The organism is Bacillus sp. WC2507, from assembly GCF_052656125.1.
Genome location: NZ_JBQXPN010000001.1, coordinates 1205104 through 1226791 on the forward strand (window position 1 = coordinate 1205104; position 21688 = coordinate 1226791).

24 protein-coding genes are annotated in these 21688 nt (G+C 36.1%); 18 read left to right on the forward strand and 6 right to left on the reverse strand.

All coding sequences use genetic code 11. The annotated features are described in order from the left end of the window. Positions 1–5 precede the first annotated feature (5 nt). Both trxA and uvrC read left to right on the forward strand, forming a co-directional pair. On the forward strand, positions 6–320 hold the full coding sequence (gene trxA, locus ACUN28_RS06490; protein WP_001018943.1) for a thioredoxin: 315 nt from the start codon (positions 6–8) through the stop codon (positions 318–320). 148 nt (positions 321–468) lie between these two features. Continuing rightward, positions 469–2253 (forward strand): excinuclease ABC subunit C, encoded by a 1785-nt coding sequence (uvrC, locus tag ACUN28_RS06495; RefSeq protein WP_016086064.1) that lies wholly within the window; start codon positions 469–471, stop codon positions 2251–2253. Positions 2254–2369: 116 nt separating this feature from the next. On the opposite strand, the gene ACUN28_RS06500 is transcribed toward uvrC, so the two are convergent. Then, positions 2370–2819, reverse strand: a complete 450-nt coding sequence (locus ACUN28_RS06500; RefSeq protein WP_000042214.1) for a YslB family protein — start codon at positions 2817–2819, stop codon at positions 2370–2372. A gap of 299 nt (positions 2820–3118) precedes the next feature. Here ACUN28_RS06500 and sdhC point away from each other — a divergent pair, with 299 nt between their 5' ends. The 4 genes from sdhC to ACUN28_RS06520 all read left to right on the forward strand — a co-directional run bounded on the left by sdhC (position 3119) and on the right by ACUN28_RS06520 (position 6845). Further along, entirely contained in the window at positions 3119–3745 is a 627-nt protein-coding gene (gene sdhC, locus ACUN28_RS06505) for a succinate dehydrogenase cytochrome B558 (RefSeq protein WP_000678354.1), read from the forward strand. A gap of 13 nt (positions 3746–3758) precedes the next feature. Beyond that, positions 3759–5552, forward strand: coding sequence for a succinate dehydrogenase flavoprotein subunit (gene sdhA, locus ACUN28_RS06510; RefSeq protein ID WP_016086065.1), 1794 nt, complete (start codon positions 3759–3761; stop codon positions 5550–5552). Beyond that, entirely contained in the window at positions 5545–6306 is a 762-nt protein-coding gene (sdhB, locus tag ACUN28_RS06515; protein WP_016086066.1) for a succinate dehydrogenase iron-sulfur subunit, read from the forward strand. The genes sdhA and sdhB overlap by 8 nt, the downstream gene beginning before the upstream one ends. A 92-nt stretch (positions 6307–6398) precedes the next feature. Beyond that, positions 6399–6845: an acyl-CoA thioesterase gene (locus tag ACUN28_RS06520; RefSeq protein WP_016086067.1), complete on the forward strand. Its 447-nt coding sequence runs from the start codon at positions 6399–6401 to the stop codon at positions 6843–6845. A 36-nt stretch (positions 6846–6881) separates the two neighbouring features. Here ACUN28_RS06520 and ACUN28_RS06525 read toward each other — a convergent pair whose 3' ends face one another. Next, positions 6882–7661 carry a M15 family metallopeptidase gene (locus ACUN28_RS06525; RefSeq protein WP_016086068.1) on the reverse strand — a complete coding sequence of 260 codons (780 nt, stop codon included), beginning with the start codon at positions 7659–7661 and terminating at the stop codon, positions 6882–6884. Between the two features lie 264 nt (positions 7662–7925). Between ACUN28_RS06525 and motA the strand changes: the two genes are divergently transcribed. Beyond that, positions 7926–8720 carry a flagellar motor stator protein MotA gene (gene motA, locus ACUN28_RS06530; protein WP_000344857.1) on the forward strand — a complete coding sequence of 265 codons (795 nt, stop codon included), beginning with the start codon at positions 7926–7928 and terminating at the stop codon, positions 8718–8720. Next, complete coding sequence (gene motB / locus ACUN28_RS06535) at positions 8710–9498, forward strand: flagellar motor protein MotB (RefSeq protein ID WP_001256734.1); 789 nt, start codon at positions 8710–8712, stop codon at positions 9496–9498. The genes motA and motB overlap by 11 nt, the downstream gene beginning before the upstream one ends. A gap of 24 nt (positions 9499–9522) precedes the next feature. Here the strand turns inward: motB and ACUN28_RS06540 are convergent, their stop codons facing one another. Further along, positions 9523–10350, reverse strand: coding sequence for a 5'-nucleotidase, lipoprotein e(P4) family (locus tag ACUN28_RS06540; protein ID WP_016086069.1), 828 nt, complete (start codon positions 10348–10350; stop codon positions 9523–9525). Positions 10351–10692: 342 nt separating this feature from the next. Between ACUN28_RS06540 and ACUN28_RS06545 the strand changes: the two genes are divergently transcribed. From ACUN28_RS06545 to ACUN28_RS06555, 3 genes are all read left to right on the forward strand, one after another. Then, positions 10693–11577 (forward strand): ABC transporter ATP-binding protein, encoded by an 885-nt coding sequence (locus ACUN28_RS06545; RefSeq protein ID WP_016086070.1) that lies wholly within the window; start codon positions 10693–10695, stop codon positions 11575–11577. Between the two features lie 2 nt (positions 11578–11579). Next, positions 11580–12800, forward strand: coding sequence for an ABC transporter permease (locus ACUN28_RS06550; protein WP_016086071.1), 1221 nt, complete (start codon positions 11580–11582; stop codon positions 12798–12800). 118 nt (positions 12801–12918) lie between these two features. Then, the gene (locus ACUN28_RS06555) at positions 12919–13350 is read left to right on the forward strand and encodes an Rrf2 family transcriptional regulator (RefSeq protein WP_000512998.1); all 432 of its coding nucleotides are present in this window, start codon (positions 12919–12921) and stop codon (positions 13348–13350) included. Between the two features lie 58 nt (positions 13351–13408). Here the strand turns inward: ACUN28_RS06555 and ACUN28_RS06560 are convergent, their stop codons facing one another. Further along, positions 13409–14074 carry an aquaporin gene (locus tag ACUN28_RS06560; protein ID WP_000913207.1) on the reverse strand — a complete coding sequence of 222 codons (666 nt, stop codon included), beginning with the start codon at positions 14072–14074 and terminating at the stop codon, positions 13409–13411. Between the two features lie 143 nt (positions 14075–14217). Then, complete coding sequence (locus ACUN28_RS06565; RefSeq protein WP_016086072.1) at positions 14218–15183, reverse strand: DMT family transporter; 966 nt, start codon at positions 15181–15183, stop codon at positions 14218–14220. A 100-nt stretch (positions 15184–15283) separates the two neighbouring features. Between ACUN28_RS06565 and ACUN28_RS06570 the strand changes: the two genes are divergently transcribed. Further along, entirely contained in the window at positions 15284–15856 is a 573-nt protein-coding gene (locus ACUN28_RS06570; RefSeq protein WP_016086073.1) for a helix-turn-helix domain-containing protein, read from the forward strand. A 71-nt stretch (positions 15857–15927) separates the two neighbouring features. Here the strand turns inward: ACUN28_RS06570 and ACUN28_RS06575 are convergent, their stop codons facing one another. Next, entirely contained in the window at positions 15928–16113 is a 186-nt protein-coding gene (locus ACUN28_RS06575) for a PspC domain-containing protein (RefSeq protein ID WP_000044337.1), read from the reverse strand. A gap of 335 nt (positions 16114–16448) precedes the next feature. On the opposite strand from ACUN28_RS06575, the gene ACUN28_RS06580 reads away from it, so the two are divergent. The 6 genes from ACUN28_RS06580 (at position 16449) to ACUN28_RS06605 (ending at position 21678) form a co-directional block, all read left to right on the forward strand. Continuing rightward, positions 16449–17690, forward strand: coding sequence for an amidohydrolase family protein (locus tag ACUN28_RS06580; RefSeq protein WP_016086074.1), 1242 nt, complete (start codon positions 16449–16451; stop codon positions 17688–17690). 98 nt (positions 17691–17788) lie between these two features. Beyond that, positions 17789–19084 carry a purine/pyrimidine permease gene (locus ACUN28_RS06585; protein ID WP_016086075.1) on the forward strand — a complete coding sequence of 432 codons (1296 nt, stop codon included), beginning with the start codon at positions 17789–17791 and terminating at the stop codon, positions 19082–19084. Positions 19085–19249: 165 nt separating this feature from the next. Beyond that, on the forward strand, positions 19250–19474 hold the full coding sequence (gene gerE / locus ACUN28_RS06590; RefSeq protein WP_000659484.1) for a spore germination transcription factor GerE: 225 nt from the start codon (positions 19250–19252) through the stop codon (positions 19472–19474). A 291-nt stretch (positions 19475–19765) separates the two neighbouring features. Beyond that, positions 19766–20053, forward strand: coding sequence for a hypothetical protein (locus tag ACUN28_RS06595; protein ID WP_016086076.1), 288 nt, complete (start codon positions 19766–19768; stop codon positions 20051–20053). 163 nt (positions 20054–20216) lie between these two features. Next, positions 20217–20879: a type 1 glutamine amidotransferase domain-containing protein gene (locus ACUN28_RS06600; protein ID WP_016086077.1), complete on the forward strand. Its 663-nt coding sequence runs from the start codon at positions 20217–20219 to the stop codon at positions 20877–20879. 160 nt (positions 20880–21039) lie between these two features. Next, the gene (locus ACUN28_RS06605) at positions 21040–21678 is read left to right on the forward strand and encodes a TetR/AcrR family transcriptional regulator (RefSeq protein ID WP_016086078.1); all 639 of its coding nucleotides are present in this window, start codon (positions 21040–21042) and stop codon (positions 21676–21678) included. Positions 21679–21688: the final 10 nt, after the last annotated feature.

Below are 21688 nucleotides of genomic sequence, written 5' to 3' on the forward strand. Positions count from 1 at the left end.
ATAAAATGGCAATTGTAAATGCAAATGACCAAAGCTTCGCAGCTGAAACTAGCGAAGGTGTTGTATTATTAGATTTCTGGGCACCTTGGTGTGGACCTTGTAAAATGATCGCTCCTGTATTAGAGGAAATCGATGCAGAACTAGGCGAAAAAGTAAAAGTAGTAAAAGTAGACGTTGATGAAAATCAAGAAACTGCTCGTCAATTCGAAGTAATGAGCATTCCAGCTCTTTTCGTATTAAAAGACGGTAAAGTAGTTGATCAAGCGTTAGGTTACAAACCGAAAGAAGCGTTAGTAGAATTAGTTTCTAAACACTTCTAAAATAAAGGGGCTGCCATTTGGTAGCTTTTTTTATTTTCCTTTTTTACACCTTTCCGTTACAATAAAAGAACGTATGTTGGGTGTTTTGGCATAGTATGTTTTCATGTGAAAATAAAAATGCTAAGCATGTAGAAATGGAGGGTGACGAGTGCACGAACATTTAAAAGAGAAGCTGGCTATTTTACCAGATCAACCTGGTTGTTATTTAATGAAAGATAAGCAAGGAACGGTTATATATGTCGGAAAGGCAAAAGTGCTTAAAAATCGTGTGCGCTCGTACTTTACTGGTTCGCATGATGGGAAAACACTGCGGCTTGTCGGAGAAATTGTAGATTTTGAATATATTGTAACTTCCTCAAATCTAGAGGCTCTCATTTTAGAGTTAAATTTAATAAAAAAACATGATCCAAAATATAATATTCAATTAAAAGATGATAAAACATATCCTTTTATTAAAATTACAGCTGAAAAACAGCCGCGATTACTCATTACGCGAAACGTAAAAAAGGATAAAGGAAAGTATTTTGGACCTTATCCGAATGCACAATCAGCTCACGAAACGAAAAAACTGCTAGATCGTATGTACCCGCTTCGTAAGTGCTCAAATATGCCCGATAAAGTTTGTTTATATTATCATATGGGTCAATGTTTAGCACCTTGTGTGAAAGAAGTGACGGAAGAACAAAACAAAGAAATTGTAGATGAAATTATTAAGTTTTTAAATGGTGGACATAAAGAAGTTCGCTCAGAATTAGAAACAAAGATGTATGAAGCTTCAGAGAAACTAGAATTTGAACGTGCAAAAGAGTTACGTGATCAAATTGCTCATATTGATGCAATTATGGAAAAACAAAAGATGATTATGAGTGACTTAGTAGATCGTGATGTGTTTGGATATGCAGTTGATAAAGGATGGATGTGTGTTCAAGTTTTCTTCGTTCGAAAAGGAAAGCTAATTGAGCGTGATGTTTCTATGTTTCCAATTTACGATGAACCAGAAGAAGGATTTTTAACGTTTATCGGTCAATTTTATGAAAACAGCAGTCATTTTAAGCCGAAGGAAATTGTCGTTCCAGGAAGTATAGACTCAGAATTAGTAGAGCGCTTTTTAGAAGTTGAAGCGACACAGCCGAAACGTGGTAAGAAAAAAGATCTTGTAGAATTGGCAAATAAAAATGCGAAGATTGCTCTTGAAGAGAAATTCTATTTAATTGAACGTGATGAAGAGCGAACGATTAAGGCGGTAGATCATTTAGGAAAGCAGCTCGGAATTGAAACACCGTATCGTATTGAAGCATTTGATAACTCAAATATTCAAGGAACAAATCCAGTTTCCGCAATGATTGTTTTTATCGATGGGAAACCAGCAAAGAAAGAGTACAGGAAATATAAAATTAAAACGGTTCAAGGACCAGATGATTATGAGTCTATGAGAGAAGTTGTGAGACGCCGTTATACAAGGGCCCTTAAAGAGAGTTTACCATTACCAGATTTAATCATTATTGATGGCGGAAAAGGCCATCTGGCAGCTGTAAGTGATGTTCTAGAAAATGAGCTTGGGTTATATATTCCGATGGCAGGTCTTGTAAAAGATGACAAACATAAAACTTCCCATTTAATTATTGGGGATCCACCTGAACCTGTGATGCTTGAGAGGAATAGCCAAGAATTTTATTTATTGCAGCGCATTCAAGATGAAGTGCATCGATTTGCGATTACATTCCATCGTCAATTACACGGGAAATCTGTTATTCAATCAGCACTGGATGATATTCCAGGAATCGGTGATAAACGGAAAAAGGTATTGTTAAAACATTTTGGTTCATTAAAGAAGATGAAAGAAGCTTCGGTAGCAGAATTTGTCGAAGCGGGTATGCCGAAAAATGTCGCGGAAATAATTTATACGTATTTAACAGATAAGAAGACGTTGTAGTTTACAATGTCTTCTATTTTTTGTTATAATTTCTGAAGATTTAAAATAAATTGATGTGAATGAAAATACAAAAAAGTCAACTAAACTGATATGTCTAGTTGACTGCAGGTAATGCCTTACACTTCAATGAGATCTTTTATATCCCATTTCACAAGAAATGTAATAGAGTCAGAACGTTTTTTCTTTTCTTCGTATGACTCTGCAACGACGTTCCGTTGCTTTTGAATTTGTTCAGCGATGAATCCAGCTTCTAGTTGATAAGAAGAATGCCTTTTTTGTTTTTGACGTTCTGCAATGAGTGTGCCTTTAAGTTGGAACTGCATTTCACGACGCTTATGTTCAATAATGCTTAAAGTGCCCCAGCCAGCTTTTTCAAAGAACTGAATGACTTCTTCAATTGTTTCTAGTGGATATTTTCTTGCAAGGTTTCTACCAGACCAGTATAAAATACCATCTAAATCGTTGCCGATTAAATCAGGTAGTAATTCTTCACGTAGCAATTCATAAGCGAAGGCGTTCAATGAAACATCTTCTAAAGATGTTATATCGATTGTATTTTTACTCACAATATTCCCCTCTTTCTATAGGGATTATTATATAACATTTTTCATTTATAAAAACAGATTTTTCTTTAGGGAAATCTGAATATCTAAGAAGAAAAAAAGAATTGGCAAATTATATGCAAATTATGTATACGTTTTCTTGACGCTTCGACAAAAATAGGGGTAAAATGAACTTGTTATCAAATTATGCTGAAATATTTCGAATAATTTTTTCAGTTTTTCTTATGCCAATAGTGAAAAAACATTATTGTTATAAATTAATCTGAAAACAGCAGTCAAACATTCAAGGGGGTAATGGGGACATGAAAGGCCGCGAGTATACGTTTCGTAAGTGGCACTCATTAATGGGGGTCATCCCGGTTGGTGTCTTTTTGACGCAACATCTAATTGTAAACAACTTTGCAACAAGAGGAGCAGAGGCTTTTAACAAAGCTGCAGGCTTTATGGAGCTCCTTCCATTCCGGTATGCGCTAGAAATTTTCATCATCTTTTTACCGATACTGTACCATGCTATATATGGCTTATATATTGCATTTACAGCTAAGAACAATGCGGTTTCTTACGGTTATTTCCGTAACTGGATGTTCGTCTTCCAAAGAATTTCAGGTATCGTTACGCTGATTTTCATTTCTTGGCACGTCTGGGAAACTCGTATTCAAGCAATGTTAGGTAAAGAGGTAAACTATGATATGATGGCAGATATTTTAAACAATCCAGCTATGTTTGCATTCTACTTAGTTGGTGTTGTTTCAACAATTTTCCACTTTGCAAATGGACTATGGACATTCTGCATCAGCTGGGGAATTACAGTATCTCCACGTTCACAAAGAATCTCTACTTATGTAACATTAGCTATTTTCTTAGGTCTATCTTATGTAGGTGTGAGTGCATTATTAGCGTTCATCGATCCACAGCTAGCAAATCAGTAAGGAGTGGGAGAGCATGAAAGGGAAACTTATAGTAGTCGGCGGTGGCTTGGCTGGCTTAATGGCAACGATTAAAGCGGCAGAAGCAGGAGTAAATGTTGAACTGTTTTCTTTAGTACCAGTAAAACGTTCACATTCTGTATGTGCTCAGGGCGGAATTAACGGTGCCGTAAATACGAAAGGTGAAGGGGATTCTCCATGGATCCACTTTGACGATACAATTTATGGTGGGGACTTCTTAGCGAACCAACCACCAGTTAAAGCAATGTGTGAAGCAGCACCTGGTATCATTCATTTAATGGACCGTATGGGTGTTATGTTCAACCGTACGGAAGAAGGACTTCTTGATTTCCGTCGATTTGGTGGAACGCAACATCACCGTACAGCATTTGCTGGTGCAACAACTGGACAACAATTACTTTACGCATTAGATGAGCAAGTACGTCGTCACGAAGTAGCAGGACTTGTAACGAAATATGAAGGTTGGGATTTCTTACGAGCTGTTGTTGATGATGAAGGTGTGTGCCGAGGAATCGTTGCACAAGACTTACAAACTATGGAGATTAAAAGTTTCCAAGCTGATGCCGTGATTATGGCAACAGGGGGCCCTGGTATCATCTTCGGAAAATCAACAAACTCCATTATTAATACAGGTACAGCAGCGTCTGCTGTATATCAACAAGGCGCTTATTATGCAAATGGTGAGTTCATTCAAATTCACCCAACGGCAATTCCAGGAGACGATAAATTACGTCTTATGAGTGAATCTGCACGTGGTGAAGGTGGACGTGTTTGGACATATAAAGATGGTAAACCATGGTACTTCTTAGAAGAAAAATATCCGGCTTACGGAAACCTTGTACCTCGTGATATCGCAACGCGTGAAATCTTTGATGTTTGCGTAGAGCAAAAACTAGGTATTAACGGTGAAAACATGGTGTACTTAGATCTTTCTCATAAAGATCCGAAAGAACTAGATATTAAACTTGGTGGAATCATTGAAATCTATGAGAAATTTACAGGTGACGATCCTCGTAAACTACCAATGAAAATCTTCCCAGCTGTTCACTATTCAATGGGTGGACTATGGGTTGACTATAAGCAAATGACGAGTATTCCAGGTTTATTTGCAGCAGGTGAGTGTGATTATTCTATGCACGGTGGAAACCGCCTTGGTGCAAACTCACTATTATCAGCAATTTACGGTGGTATGGTAGCAGGACCAAACGCAATTGAATATATGAAAGGTCTTTCTAAATCATCAGATGCTGTTTCATCTACTGTATATGAGCAAAATGAATTAATCGAAACAGAGAAATTTAACAATATTTTAACGATGGATGGTAATGAAAATGCATATGTTCTTCATAAAGAGCTTGGAGAATGGATGACAGATAACGTTACAGTAGTTCGTGAAAATAAAAAGTTACTAGAAACTGATGCGAAAATCGAAGAGTTAATGGCACGTTACAAACGCATTAACATTAACGATACAGCAAGATGGAGTAACCAAGGTGCTTCATTTACACGTCAACTTGCAAATATGTTTGAGTTAGCACGTGTTATTACAATTGGCGCATATAACCGTAATGAGAGCCGCGGGGCGCATTACAAACCTGAATTCCCAAATCGTGATGATGCAAACTTCTTAAAAACTACGATGGCAAAATTTGAAGGAGAAGGAAATGCACCAGCGTTCCATTACGAAGACGTTGACGTTTCATTAATTAAACCACGTAAACGTGATTATTCTTCAAAACATGATGTAGCTGCTAAGGGTGAAGAGAAGGGGGATAAGCAACATGTCTGAGAAAACAATCCGCCTCATCATTACGAGACAAGATGGACCAGATGCACAAGAGTTTGACCAAGAGTTTGAAATCCCATATCGTCCAAATATGAACATTATTTCGGCACTGATGGAAATTCGTCGTAATCCTGTTGATGCAAAAGGAAACCAGACGACTCCGATTGCATGGGATATGAACTGTTTAGAAGAAGTATGTGGTGCTTGTTCGATGGTGATTAACGGAAAGCCACGTCAATCATGTACAGCTCTTATTGACCAGTTAGAACAACCAATTCGCTTAAAGCCGATGAAGACATTCCCGGTTGTACGTGACTTACAAGTTGACCGTAGCCGTATGTTTAATGCGTTAAAACGCGTTAAAGCTTGGATTCCAATTGATGGCACGTATGACTTAGGACCAGGACCAAGAATGCCTGAGAAGAAACGTCAATGGGCGTATGAGCTTTCAAAATGTATGACATGTGGCGTATGCTTAGAATCATGTCCAAACGTAAATAGTAAATCTGACTTTATTGGACCAGCACCGTTATCACAAGCTCGTTTATTCAACTCACATCCAACGGGTGAAATGCATAAAGCAGATCGCTTACGTGCAATTATGGGAGATGGAGGACTTGCAAACTGTGGTAACTCTCAAAACTGTGTGCAATCATGTCCAAAGGGTATTCCATTAACAACTTCAATTGCGGCATTAAACCGTGATACAACAATTCAATCGTTCAAAGATTTCTTTGGTAGCGACAATAACTATTAATAAATATGCCTCTTCATGTTGAAGAGGCAATATTTATAACTTTATTTTTCTGTTTATTCTGTTTATTTTAAGGGCGAAAAGGAGAGGGAACCATGAAGAGGATTTCTTATATTGAAGATTTTGAACAATGGGAAAGTGGTTTTTCATTTTACAACCCTGTAAAAGTTCGTTTTGGTGAAGTAGATATGTTTGGGCATGTAAATAATGTCGTTGCCTTTACTTATTTTGAAGAAGCGCGTATTGCGTTGTTTAAAGAACTTGGGTTTATGCAAGAGTGGACGCATGAATCTTCAGAAACGATGATCGTTGTTGCAGATTTACAATGTAATTTTATGAAGCAAATATATTTTGATGAACAGTTGAAGGTGTATGTAAAAGCGGGATCGGTTGGGAATTCTTCTTTAGATTTGCATTATATGGTGAAAAATGCAAAAGGAGAAGTTTGTTTAGTTGGTCGTGGAATGATGGTTCAAGCATCGAAAAAAACGGGAAGAGGCGAACCGTGGCCTGAAGAGTGGAAGAAAAAATTACTACAATAATAGAGTGAAAGAAAAATAAGAGAGCAATTTGCTCTCTTATTTTTTGTCTTCCATTGCTTCTTCTAATGTTAAATGATGTTTATATATGTATGTAGCGTATGGATTTCCAACGTAGCGCAAATGCCACGGTTCATATGCATATTCTGTTGTTTCTGTTTTATCTTCTAAGTAACGAATGACAAAGCCGAATTCATGAGCATGTTCTGCAACCCATTTCCCTTCGGCTGTCTCTCCAAAAATAGGCTCTAATTGGAATTTAGCAGATTTTGAACTAATATCCATTGCTAAACCAGTTTGATGCTCACTTGTACCAGGAATGGCACTTACTGAATCAGCTTCAGCTTTTCCTTGACGTCTAACGTATGTATCATGTAATGATTTTTGGCGTTTGTATGAACGATAACCAGATACAGCTGTAAGTTCAAGTCCTTCTTTTTTTGCCGCTACAAACATATCCTCAAGCGCATTTGCAGCATCTTTGCGCAGTAGCGTTTTTTCTTTATCTTTTGGACTAGTAAATGGTACATTTGGTCTTGTTAAATCTTCAGGTGTGTATCCATCTGGTAGTTTTCGGTGTTTATTAACTAAGACAAGATTAGATTCTGGATTTGTTACAACGGAAAAGTCGTTGTCTAGTTTTTTTGCATTATGATCAGCTTTTGGAAAAGCAGGGATCTCTTCTTTTTGGTGATTACTATGTTTTTGACCTTCGACAGCTTTCGCCTCATTTTGTAGTGGTGATTTAGAACCAAAGTATGCGAAAGAAGCGATACCGATTACAATAGTAGTGGCAGAAATAATTATTATTTTTTTCATGATGCCTTGTAATCACAGTCCTTTCTTAATAAAATATGTATTGCTTTTATTATAAGTCTAGTTTGTTGAAAAAGAAATATAAGAGTCGTAACGTAATAGAAATGCAAAGAAAATGTCAGAAAATGTGTGAAATTGTAGTATTTTTTCATTTAATTCATTTCTTATCTTTCATGAAATGAATTTTTTATGTAATATATATACATAAGAAGATGTAGCGATTATCGAGAATAAAGAACTTCTTGTATAGACTAGGAGTGAATGGGAATGGATTTTGCAACAATTATTGGACTTATTTTAGGATTTGTAGCAGTGGTAGTAGGGATGGTCGTCAAGGGCGCTGACGTAACAGCCTTATTGAATCCTGCCGCAGCATTAATTATTTTTATCGGTACATTTGCTGCAGTATGTATCGCATTTCCGATGAATCAACTAAAAAGAGTTCCAAAATTATTTAAAGTTCTTTTTGGTTCAAATAAAAAGGATTTGAGTTATGAACAGTTGCTAGAATTGTTTGTTCATTGGACATCTGAAAGTAGAAAATACGGTATTTTGTCTTTAGAGCAACAATTAGACAAAATTCAAGATGAATTTCTTTTGCGTGGTATGAAATTTGTGATTGATGGCGTATCTGCAGAAGATTTAGAACAGATTTTAGAAGCTGAATTAGAAGCAATTGAAGAAAGGCATGCAAAAGGAGCAGCAATTTTTTCTCAAGCTGGTACGTATGCACCGACATTAGGTGTTTTAGGTGCTGTTATCGGTCTTGTAGCTGCACTTGGTAATTTAACAGATATTGAAAAGTTAGGACATGCTATTTCAGGTGCATTTATTGCAACGATTTTTGGTATTTTTTCAGGTTATGTATTATGGCATCCATTTGCAAATAAGTTAAAACAAAAATCTGCAGCTGAAATCGAGAAAAAACGTTTAATTATTGATTGTTTATTAATGTTACAAGAAGGTACATATCCGTTTATTATGAAAAACCGTATTTTAGGTGCACTTTCTGCAACTGAGCGTAAAAAGCTAGAAAAAGGAGCAGAAAAAAATGCGGAGTAAGAAAAATAGAAGAGGCAAAAAGAAAAAACATGATGAGCATATCGATGAAACGTGGTTAATTCCATATTCTGATATGTTAACGTTGTTATTTGCATTGTTTATCGTTTTATTCGCAATGAGTAGTATAGATGCTGCGAAGTTTAAACAGATGGCAGTTGCTTTTCGAAGTGAATTAGCTGGGGGAACAGGTAACAAAGAATTTTTAAGTGATCAAAAGCCAAATGATGAAAAAGAATTATCAGCAAGTAGCCTTGAGGCAGAACAAGCAAAAAAACAAGAAGAAGCTAGAGCCAAAGAAAAAAAAGAGATGGATGAATTGAAAGCATTACAAAAAAAGATTGATCAATATATTAATGAAAAACAATTATCCTCTTCTTTTCAAACTAAATTAACTGAAAAGGGATTAATGGTGACAATATTAGAAAATATACTGTTTGATTCGGGGAAAGCAGATGTGAAATTAGAATCTTTAGGGATTGCAAAAGAGATGTCTAGCTTACTTGTTTCAGCGTCACCTCGTGAAATTACAGTATCCGGTCATACAGATAATGTCCCTATTGCCAATGCGCAGTTTGCGTCGAATTGGGAATTAAGTACGCAGCGGGCAGTTAATTTTATGCAAGTATTACTGCAAAATAAAGAATTACAACCAGAAAAATTTAGTGCGATTGGTTACGGAGAATACCGTTCGATTGCTCCAAACGATACACAAGAAGGAAAGGCAAAGAATAGACGTGTAGAAGTGTTTATCTTGCCTTTAACAGAGAAAGTAAAATAAAGAGGATGGCGAATGCCATCCTCTTTATTTTGCATCGAATGATTTTAAGTTGTCACGACGGATTTTATCTTTTTCTGCATCTGATTTTTTGAAATCATAATCATATAACGCGCCTTCCCAATCGCCATACATTGGATTAGGGAAAATAATAAATTTCTCACCAAATTGTGCTTTTGAATCTGCTACTGCTTGATTGCGATCTTTTACAGATTTCCCATCAAAACCTGTGAAATCAGATAAGTTATCACCGAAGAATAAGACGATATCATGGGTTTGAGAAACGAGTTCACGGCGTTTTTCTTTTCCCTTTTCTTTCGGATCTTGTAGTAATATATGTTCTTTCGTTGCTTGAGGAGCACCTATACGCTCAAGATTTTTAATTGTTGCATCTAGTTGGTTCGTTTTACGATTTGAGATGTAATAAATATCTACACCTTTAGACTCCGTATATTTTAAGAAATCAATTGCGCCTGGAAGGGCTTCAGCTTCAGCCTTATTAATCCAATCATCCCATTTGTAAGGATAGCCTTTGCCTGTTTTTACGCTCATTGCTTGATGAGGGCTGTTGTCTAAAACAGTTTCGTCTAAATCAAGTACGATAGCAGGCTTTTTCTCTGTCCCTTTTGCAAGAGCTGCATCAAGCTTCAATTGACCAATGTTGTATCCTTGGTAATAAAGTGCTTTCGTTTCACCAGCTGTTTGATACCATAAATCAGCCATTAATTGTTGTTCTGTTAATTTTACTTTTTCTTCTTTTGCCACTGTTTTCTCTGGTGTTCCTGAACATGCTACAAGTGATGTAGATAGAACCGCTACAGATAATAAAGTGGTGATACCCCTCTTCATCTTCATATGTATCCTCCTTGATGTTAGAAAATCATCTTATATTATATATTAAAATATAAAATTTTTTTATGAACATTTGCATATTGTCTTTTGTATATATAGTAGTATGTCCTATATTAGAAAGATGAGAAAAATAATAACAGTTGTTTTGACAAGTTTTATTGTCGTAATGACAATTATAATTGACAAAAAGCACTTTATTATTTACAATTTTAACTAAATAGAACAAATGATGGATTGAGAGTGGTGTTACATATAAGAGGATGAAGTGTAGTGCTATATTTTATCCTGAATAAACATAGTCTTTGAAAGAGAGTATGAATGATACTAAAGGGGAGGCTTTATACTTTGAGTTTACAAATTCAAAACTTAACGAAACTATTTGGGGAATCAAAGGCAGTTAACGGTTTGCAAATTTCGTTACCAAAAGGTGAAGTGCTAGGATTACTTGGAAGAAATGGTGCAGGGAAAACAACGACAATCAAAATGCTTCTCGGATTATTAACGCCTAATGAAGGCTCTATTACATGGGATGGAAAAACATTTGGGACTAGTGGGGTAACGATTGGATATTTACCAGAAGAAAGAGGTTTATATACAAAAAGTAGAGTAATAGACCAGTTGCGATATTTTGGTAGATTAGAAGGCATGACGAAGAAAGAAGTAGATCTTGCTATTGATCACTGGTTAGATCGATTAGCAATACCGGAATATAAATTTAAAACGGCAGGAGAGCTTTCAAAAGGAAATCAGCAAAAAATCCAATTAATTGCTGCTCTTCTTCATAATCCTGAACTTCTCATTTTAGATGAACCATTCAGTGGATTGGATCCAGTTAATGCTGGGATGTTAGCTAGCATTATTGAAGAACAAGTACAGAGCGGAAAGACAATTATTTTATCTAGTCATCGTATGGAACAAGTAGAGGCTTTTTGCCAACATGTATGTATTTTGAAAAAGGGCGAAGCAGTCGTAAAAGGCCAGTTAAGTGATATTAAAAAAGAGTACGGTTTCCGCAATTTAACGATTGAAGATACAGAAGAGAATGTGAGGGGATTAAAAGCTATTCATGTATCGTATGAAAAACAACAAGGCCTTCTTTATGTGCAAGTACAAGATGATGCAGAAGCTCTAAAGATTTTACACCAGTTGCAAGAACAAGGTGTTACCTTACGACAATTTAAAATGTTAGAGCCGACGTTAAACGAAATCTTTGTAGAGAGGGCGAAATAACGATGCGTAAATTTTCTCACGTATTTTCATTTTATTTCAGGGAAGCATTTTTATCTAAAAAATCATTAATTACGAGTGCGATTTTATTTCTAGTTGTGTTTGGGCTTTTTGCATTTAATCATTTCACTGCTGATAACGATAAAGGAAAAGATAAAATTGCTGTAGTAACGGAAAGTGATACTTATAAAGTGCAAGAAAGTGATGTAACAAAGTTACTTCCGTCTGCTAAAGTAACTGTAGAAAATAAGGATAAATTTAAGGCGTTACGTAAGCAAGTGGAAGATGGGGATTTAGACGGTCTATTCCGTATTACAGAAAAGAATGGTATTCCAGAAGTGACGTATATGTATAGTGGTTTTCCGAGCCAATCAACGGCTACACTTATGGCAAGTTATTTAAAAGAACAGTATACAGCGGTAATGATTGAAAAAAATAATGTATCTGCCGAAGTAGCAAAACAGTTACAGATGGAAATCCCGTTAAAGCAAGAGGCAGTAAAAGATCATGCTTCTTCCTTTGGAATTGGTTATGTTTTCTCGTTTGCTTTATATATGTTTATTATTATCTTTGGTGGTGCAATTGGAACTACGGTAGCATCTGAAAAATCATCTCGCGTTATGGAGTTAATGCTTCCGAAAGTAAAACCATTAACAATGCTACATGCTAAAATTTTAGCAATTGTTTCTAGTGCTTTACTATTACTTATTACTGCTTCCTTCGGTTTTATTGTACCGTATTTATTAGGGTGGGTAGATTTAGATAACGCATCTTTAATAGGGCTCACACTAGACTTTTCTAAATTGGATGCTGTAGTGATTAGTATGTTCTTTGTATATTTTGTCACGGGCTACTTACTATATGCGATGCTATATGCAGCGGTTGGGGCTGTTGTATCAAAAATTGAGGATGTGCAATCTCTTTCGTTCCCAATTACAATGCTAGGTATGGCAGCATTTTTTATTAGTCTTAAATCATTATTTGATCCAAATAGTACATTAGCTGTAGTTAGTTCATATATTCCATTCTTTACACCTATGGTTACCTTTTCAAGACTTGTAGCTGGTGAGGCGGGAGTTGTAGAGGTATGTGTAACGTTATTAATTTTATTGGTGACTATCGTTATTGTTAATATGATTACAAGCCGTATTTACGTAAACGGCGTAATGAATTACTCAGACAAAGTGAAATTTAAAGATTTAGCGAAATTCATAAAGCGTCAATAATGAGAGAAAAGCATGATTTCCTATTGAAATCATGCTTTTTCTTTATGTATAAATTAAAAATAGTATATAATAATAAGAGTCGTCTTTTAATAGAATGAATGCAAAGGAGGGTGTGCAGATGGGAATTAGTAGTCGTTTTACAGTAGGTGTGCATATGTTAACGTTACTTGCGATAGATCGAAACTCTCGCTGTACCTCTGAATGGATTGCTGGTAGTGTGAATACAAATCCGGTTGTGATTCGTCGCATTACAGGAATGTTGAAGAGAGCAGGACTTGTTGATGTACAAGCTGGTAAAGGTGGTACGACACTTGCTCGTGATTTAGAAGAAATTACATTACTTGATGTATATAAAGCAGTGGAAGTTGTAGAAGAAGGACAGCTATTTTCCTTCCATGAAAATCCCAACATTGAATGTCCAGTAGGAGCTAATATTCAATCGGTATTAGAAATTATTTTAATGCAAGCGCAAGAAGCGATGGAAAACGTACTTGCAAATGTAACGGTAGATCAATTAGTTACAAACTTAAAGTCTAAAATGAAAGAGTAAAAAGCGAGCATCCTCATAATGAGGGCTCGCCTTTTTTCATTCAGAAATATTGAAAATTCTATTTTTCAGTATTTAAAATAAATTTACCTACGATAGCTGCTACGATACCACCAAGAATTGGTGCAACGATGAATACCCATAGTTGAGAAAGTGCTTCTCCGCCAGCAAATAAAGCTGGTGCGATACTACGAGCAGGGTTAACGGAAGTTCCTGTTAACGGAATACCTAATAAGTGAACTAAAACTAATGTGAAACCAATTACTAATCCCGCTAGAGAAGAGCTTCCTTTTTTACCTGTTACAGCAACGATAACTAATACGAATACGAAAGTTAAAATAAATTCAACTAGAAATGCTCCAGATAAACCAAGAGTTCCAAAACCATTTTGTCCTAAATTATCTAAAGGTGTTTTAGCAGATTGTAAAATTGTCACCAATGTTGCAGTTCCTAATAAACCACCTAAAACTTGAGCTAATACATAATAACAAAGTTCCATAGCGTTCATTCTTTTGTTGATGAACATAGCTACTGATACCGCTGGGTTAATGTGACATCCAGAAATTGTTCCGATGCTATATGCCATAGCCACAATAGATAGACCGAAAGCCATAGCGATTCCTAATGTTCCAATTCCTTCAATTCCGCCGCCAATGACAGCTACTCCAGTTCCGAATAATACAAGTACAAATGTACCAATAAACTCAGCGATTGCTTTTTTTAACATAATTTACCTCCTATTATTGCGCATGAAACGTATTATAACATAGGTTTTAGTATAATCAGCTAATGAAATACTATTCTGATAAGGCGAAATAGGGGGACAATAAAAAAGAGTATGGTTCTATAACAAAGAACCATACTCTTTTTTTATGCTGTTTTTTTCTGTTTAACGATTGGAACAGATCGATTTAAAATGCTATTTGCAACCATTCCCAACATAATAATAATCATTCCAAGTAGGGAAATCCCACCAGGAAATGAACCATTCAAGAAAACAATTTCGCCAAGCACGGTAAAGACCATCGTTCCAGCTTGCGTTGCTTCAACAGCTCCAAGTAGAGCGAGGTTATCTTTTGCTAGGTCAGTAGCAAAGAAAAATGTCATCGTTGCAATCACGCCGGAACATAATGCTAACAAAAACCCTTGCAGCATTTGGTTTGAGGTTGGAATTCCAGTAGTAGAAAATCCATATATGCCAAGTAAAATAGTAATAGGGAGGCTTCCGATTGCCATTCCTAATACACGTTGGAACGTATCAAGACGCCCGCCAACAAGTTCCATCATTTTTCGGTTACCGAATGGATATAAGAAAGCAGCTAACACGACAGGTAAAAAGCCTGAAATAAACTGAGTCATTGTAATATGACCTGCTGCAGTCGCTTGCATACAAATTACACCAAGTAAAATAAATAATGCAACATATAAACTACGAAGTGGGATTTTCCCGCGTACAAGTTTTGTACCTGATTTTGTTTCTATTTTAACGAAAAATAATGGTGATAGTAGTAGACCTGCTAAGATCGTAACTTGCCAAGTTCCAGCAACGAGCCACGCTGGAGAAAAGACAGCTGCAAAACTTAATAAGGAATAGAAACCAATACCTGCAACGGAACCCCATCCGATCCACGCCAATGGATGTTTCTTTAATTCTTCCCATAACCCCCTTAAGTTTTTGCGAAATAAAACGATAAGGAATAAAATAGGGAGAGCAAATAAAAAACGGAAGGAAGCTGTCCAAGCCCAGCTCGTTCCAGATACATTCATCGCTCGATTAATAATAAAGGTTGCGGAAAAAAAGGCTGATGATAAAAGGCCTAATAAAATTGCGCGCATGAAGTATAGCACTCCTTTCGGAATTTGATGATTATGTATAGTATAATATACTTAAAAATGATAAAAGTAAACTATTTTATACTTTAAGGTGGTTTTATAGATGAAAGAACATGAAGATATGCAAACGAAAGAAGTCATTCAGCAAGTAGGTCAGCTATTAAGACAAATTCGAAATGAACAAAAATTAAGTTTAGAAGAATTAGCCCAAAAAACAGGAGTTAGTAAATTAACATTAGGAAAGATTGAAAGAGGCGAAACGAACCCAACGTTAGCTGTCATTTGGAAAATAACGAAAGGGTTATCGATTCCTTTATCGAGATTGATGGTTGTTGGAGAACCTGTAGCTGTTGCGCGCTGCGGAGAAGGATTTGCAGTAGATGTAGGACAAACATGGCATTTAGAAACGATGTTCCGTTATACGAAAGAAACGGGGATGGAAATGCACCGTGCTTGTTTAAGATCGAATAGTATATATGAACCAGAAGCTCATCATGAAGGTGCTATTGAGCTTGTAACGGTAATGAAAGGGAAAGTATCTATTCAAGTTGAGAATGATGTATACGAATTAAATGAGTTTGACTCTATTCAATTTGAAGCGAACAAGAAACATAGTTATAGAAATGAAGAAGATGAAGTAGCAGTATTACATTTAACGATGAAATATTCTTCATGAAAAAATCCCCTATAGAAAAATCTATAGGGGATTTTTTTATACGCTGTGCTTAAATATATGAAAGAATGTTATTAGTAAGAGCGTGGCATGAGTAATAAACAAATAAAATAAACTAAAAAACCCGTCCCAAAACATAAAACAGCAATGACCCAAAGTATGCGAATGAGTGTAGAGCTAATATCAAAATATTCTCCTAAACCACCACATATACCGAATAGCATTTTATCAGTTTCGGATTTACACAATCTTTTTGACATCTTCTAATCCACTCCTTTTTATCTCGCTTTAACGGGCAGTAAGACCTCCACCTAAAAATTCAGCGAAAGCAAAGAAGTTAGGTGGGGATTAACTGCCCGTTAAAGCCCGATTGGTTTAACTAATGATCAGTGGGGGGGAGGAACACCCCCCGCTGATCAAAGTTTCACTTTATAGCAAACTATATACTTCTATTCTATATGGAAATTTATGAGAAGACTATGTGGTTGTATTACATTTTTTTTAGGGAATAGTCGTAATAATTGTCTTAATTTTCAGTGGATATTAAACTTATAGTGATGAGGTGATTTCTAATAAAGGGTGGGGGAATAGAGAGATGACAGTATATTGGTTAACTAATGTAATGCTTGAATCGGGATATACATATGAAGAGGGGAGAATTTCCCAAACAGAAACAGAGTTATGTAGTTTACTCATTGAAGATGGACGAATTAAAAGAATGATAGCAGGGGCTGTTCAAGAGGAAGGGGTACTCATTCTTGATGCCAATCGTTTATTGATTTTGCCCGCTTTCGAAGAGATGCATATTCATATTGATAAGACGTATTATAGTGGCCCTTGGAAAGCTTGTATGCCAGCAGAGAATATTCTTACACGTTTTCATGAAGAAGAAAAAATTCTGCCGAAGCAATTAGCAACTGCTCAAGATAGAGCGGAAAATATGCTAGCGTTATTGCTTCGAAATGGTGCAACGAATATTAGAACGCATTGTAATGTTGATCCGATTATTGGACTTGGTAATTTGGAGGCGACGTTAGCCGCGTTGGAAACATATAAAAATCAGGTTTCTGGTAGAATCGTTGCTTTTCCGCAACATGGATTATTGCGCAGTAATTCTGTACAACTTGTGAAAGATGCGATGCGTATGGGGGCGCATCTAGTCGGCGGAGTGGATCCAGCTACAGTGGATAATGATATTGAAAAATCATTACATACAATTATGGATATTGCAGTAGAATTTAATGCGGATGTTGATATTCATCTGCACGATGCAAATAATCTTGGAACGTTTACAATGAAGAGATTGGCTAGTCTAACAGAAGAAGCGGGGTGGCAAGGTCGCGTCACAATTAGTCATGCGCTTGGACTTGGTGGTGTTGCGGATAAAGAAGCTGAAGAAGTGGCAGAAAGACTAGCTGCTTTAAACATTGATATTACTTCAACGGTGCCAATTGGGAAACAAGTAATCCCGATTCCGTTATTAGATAAAAAAGGTGTGAAAGTTTCATTAGGAAATGATAGTATTACAGATCATTGGTCACCGTTTGGGACAGGTGATATGCTGCAAAAGGCAAATCGATTAGCAGAGCGTTTCGGATGGAGTGACGAAAGGTCTTTAGGAAAAGCCCTTCGCTTTATTACGGGTGGAAAAGAAACGTTAAACAATGAAGGGAAGCGAGCATGGCCGAATGTAGGAGATGAAGCGAGTTTTGTTTTGACGAATGCAACATGTACTGCTGAAGCGGTAGCGCGTCAAACAGAGAAGCGTTTAGTCGTGCATAAAGGAAATATTGTTGTTGGAAGTTTAAATGAGGTGGAATTAAATAATCTTGTGTAAAAGAATCGTTTGAATGTTTTGAGGAGGGTTCTAATTGTGAGTGTAGAACTCTTCTTTTTTATGCTTACAATATATTTCTTATAAGGAAGTTAGAAGGGATGAAGAATTTGGACAATCAACATAACCAAAATCATATTATGGGAACTTTGCAATGGTTTATATTTTTATTAGCGAATTCAATCGCACTACCAATTGTCGTTGGCGGATTATTTCATCTTACGACGGAAGAAATATTTTATTTAATGCAGCGCACATTTTTTGTAGTTGGTATATCTTCTTTTTTACAAGGGTGGCTTGGACATAGACTACCAATTGCGGATGGACCAGCTGGATCTTGGGTTGGAGTATTTACCGTGCTTGCTTATGCAACTGTCGGGCAAGATCAATTACATAGTACGTTGCAAATTTTAGAATTAGGCATGATAATTTCCGGTTTTGTTTTAGTAGGATTAGGAGTCACTGGTTTTATCGGACGTATTTTATTTTTATTTACGCCTCTTGTGACAGGGACGTTTTTACTTTTATTATGTTTACAATTAAGCGGTGTATTTTTAAAAGGGATGCTAGGAATTACTGCTACTGTTTCTCAAATTGATGGATTTACAGCATTAATTGCGTTTAGTATATTTTTGTTCGTTATTATACTATCTAATTTTGGAAAAGGTTTTGTCAAAAGTTACGCAGTTTTAATAGGATTAATTAGCGGGTGGATTCTTTTTCTCATTGCAGGAAAAGTGACGATTCCATCTCAAGTAACTCATTTTGTGCAACTTCCGCATATATTTGCTTGGGGACTTCCAAAATGGAATACAGGTATGGCTGTATCAAGTTTCGTTATGGTATGTATTTTAGTTTCAAATACAGTGGCAGCTATTATAGCGATTAATCAAGCTACCATTCAAAAAGGGACTATTGAACAGAAGCAGTTGAAGAATGGTACCTGGGTTGGTGGGGTTTCGCATATCATTTCTTCTGTATTTTCAACTGTAGGTGTCGTGCCGTTACCAGCAACGGCAGGATTTATACGTTTAACGAAACAAAAGTATATACGATCGTTCTTACTGGCATGTATGTTACTAGTCGTAATGTCGCTGTTTCCGAGTATTATTCGTTACTTAGCATCTTTACCATCCGCGGTCGCCTCTGCGGTTTTACTGGCTTCGTTCGTACAGCTAATTGGAATTGGATTTTATAATATAAAACAAGTGCCAATGAGCGAAAGGAATGTAACGATTTTAGGAGTTGCTGTATTATTTGGAAGCGGTGTTATGTTTTTACCGTCTGGAGCACTCCAATCTTTGCCTTCTGTTATGCAATATATATTCGGAAATGGCTTGTTCGTAGGTACAGTTGTTAGCATATTACTAGAACAAATGTGGCGTATTGAAAAGTGAGTGGATACAAAGAGTATCTGCACTGTATAAAAGTCTAAAATAACATGTGAAATAAAGCCCATTTTCATTCACCACCTGCACATTTCGTTCATACAATATCTTGACTAAATAAACACCCAACTTACACATACACGGCTCTGGCTTAAGCAAGGAGGGTTATACCAGTTGAAGGAAAAAGCGTATCAATCTAAACCGTTACTCACAAAGAGAGAAAGAGAAGTATTTGAATTACTGGTTCAAGATAAAACAACGAAGGAAATTGCAGGTGAACTTTTTATCAGTGAAAAAACAGTACGCAATCACATATCAAACGCAATGCAAAAGCTAGGAGTTAAAGGACGTTCACAAGCAGTTGTTGAGCTTCTTCGCATGGGAGAGCTCGAACTATAAAAAGAAAGCCGACTTTTATACGAGGAGTCGGCTATTTTTCTGTTTGCATTTGAAATGGAGAAGGTATCTCAGACTCTAGAAGAGAAGAGATGTTTAATAAAGGAAGGATTCTTTATTACGCGGTTTTGTGAAAACTTATCTGGCAGTACATATTTAGAATTGGAAAAAAATCAGGTACCATATAATGAGTTCGGTAAAATGTTTGAAAAAGCGTTGAAAATAACAATTTTATAACGTGATAAGGTATTCAAGATAGATATCATTATCATTCGTGAATAAGAAGGTGCAAATATGAAATTGTATTTTAAGGATATGGAGATAGGTGAAATTAAAGATGTTTTTGGAGATATGCCATGGATGTATGGAACAATTCGTTTATACGAGAATAGTAAACCGCTCCAAAAATATTTTCGTGAAATGGTAGACGAAGATAGTGTATTTGATTTTGAAAGCATAGACCCTGAATTTTTAGATGAAGACAATTGGTCTATTTTTGATGAGGGTGATCGGCGGCATTTAGGGATTGATATACCTGCTATTCATATGGAGGAAGCAACGGTTGCGTGGCGTTGGAGATAAGAACTATAGCATGCGTATGTAGTAGGTTGAGTTTCTTGGTATGCTCAAGTGATAAGGAAGAAAGCCAACTTTTATACAAGGAGTTGGCTATTTTTCTGTCCGTTTCATGTGCTATAAGAATGATAAGAACACTCCATACATAAATAGGTAGTAAGGAGGGGATATGTTGAAAAGGGTATTGTTAGTTTCAACAAGTGCACATGATATGAATGGACACCCGACTGGTTTGTGGCTTGAAGAGCTCGCAGCTCCTTATAATTTATTTGAAAAAGCTAAGTTTGATGTTGATATGGTGTCGATAAAGGGCGGTAGAGTACCTATTGATAGAGTGTCTATTCCGAATGGTATACCTCGTGAATTTAAGCGTGTCGCTTCTTTATTGCAAAATACGAAGTCAATTTCAATTGTTCATTTTTCGGATTATGATGCGGTTTTATTTGGTGGTGGGCACGGGGCGATTGTAGATTTTCCGGGTAATCCATATGTAGCAAATTTGATTGAGAATATGTACAATAATAACCGGATTGTAGCGGCTGTTTGTCACGGAGTAAGCTCCTTAGTCGGTGTGAAGAATAAGGATGGATCGTTTTTTAGTGCGGGTAAGCGTATAACAGGTTATACAAATGCTGAAGAAAAAGCTGTACATTTAGAAAAGCGAGTTCCTTTTTTATTAGAAAGTAAATTGAAAGAAGAAGGAGCTTTGTTTTATGTTGCTCCTAATTTTACGCCACACGTGGTAGTAGATGGGCGTTTGATTACAGGGCAAAATCCGCAGTCTAGTGTGGAAATAGGGAAAGCTATAAGAAGAGCTGTAAATAAATTATAGAAAAATGCTCGCTACTAATACAGGTAGTGGGCATTTTTTCTATAGTGTAAATGGAGAATCCTCTTAAACTAAAAAGATATATTAAGTATAATGACTTCATTTATAATTAATCGTGAATTTGCTATACTATTTTGTATGGACAAAAGGGGAGGCTCTTTTAATGAGAAAAGTTGCGTGTGCAAACACTTATATTAATAAAATAAAGCCCGTTATTCGAAAAACGAGTTTTAGCCAATTGAAAATAGATGAAATTGCGAAATATATGGATATTAGTAAGGCCACTTTATATAAACGTTTTTCTTCGAAAGATGAGATTATTGAAGCGGTGGTAGAAGATTTTATGAACTACCTTCTTGAAGGTGATGCGGATAATCAAGATGAAAGTATGTCTTTTGCAGAACGTTTCCAAAAGACGTTTATCCACTCTTTAAAATGTGTGACATATATTTCTGATGTTTTTTTACAAGATTTGAAAGAGGCATATCCGCACTTATCTGATCAGCTAGTCGCTGCACAACAAAATCGTAATCAGAATTTACAAATGTTTTTTGAAGCGGGTATGGAACAGGGCTACTTTAATAAAATGAACGCACAATTATTTATGGTACAAGATGATGTGATGTTAAGACGTATTATAGAACATTCTTTTTGTATTCAGTACGATATTACGTTAAAGAAAGCGATACTGGATTTTTATCAATTAAAGAAGTATCAACTTTTTAAACCAGAGTATATAGAAGCAATTGATGATTCTGAAATTGAAAAAGATGTTATTGCTATTTTGCAAATGATTTCATAAAAAAAGCAGG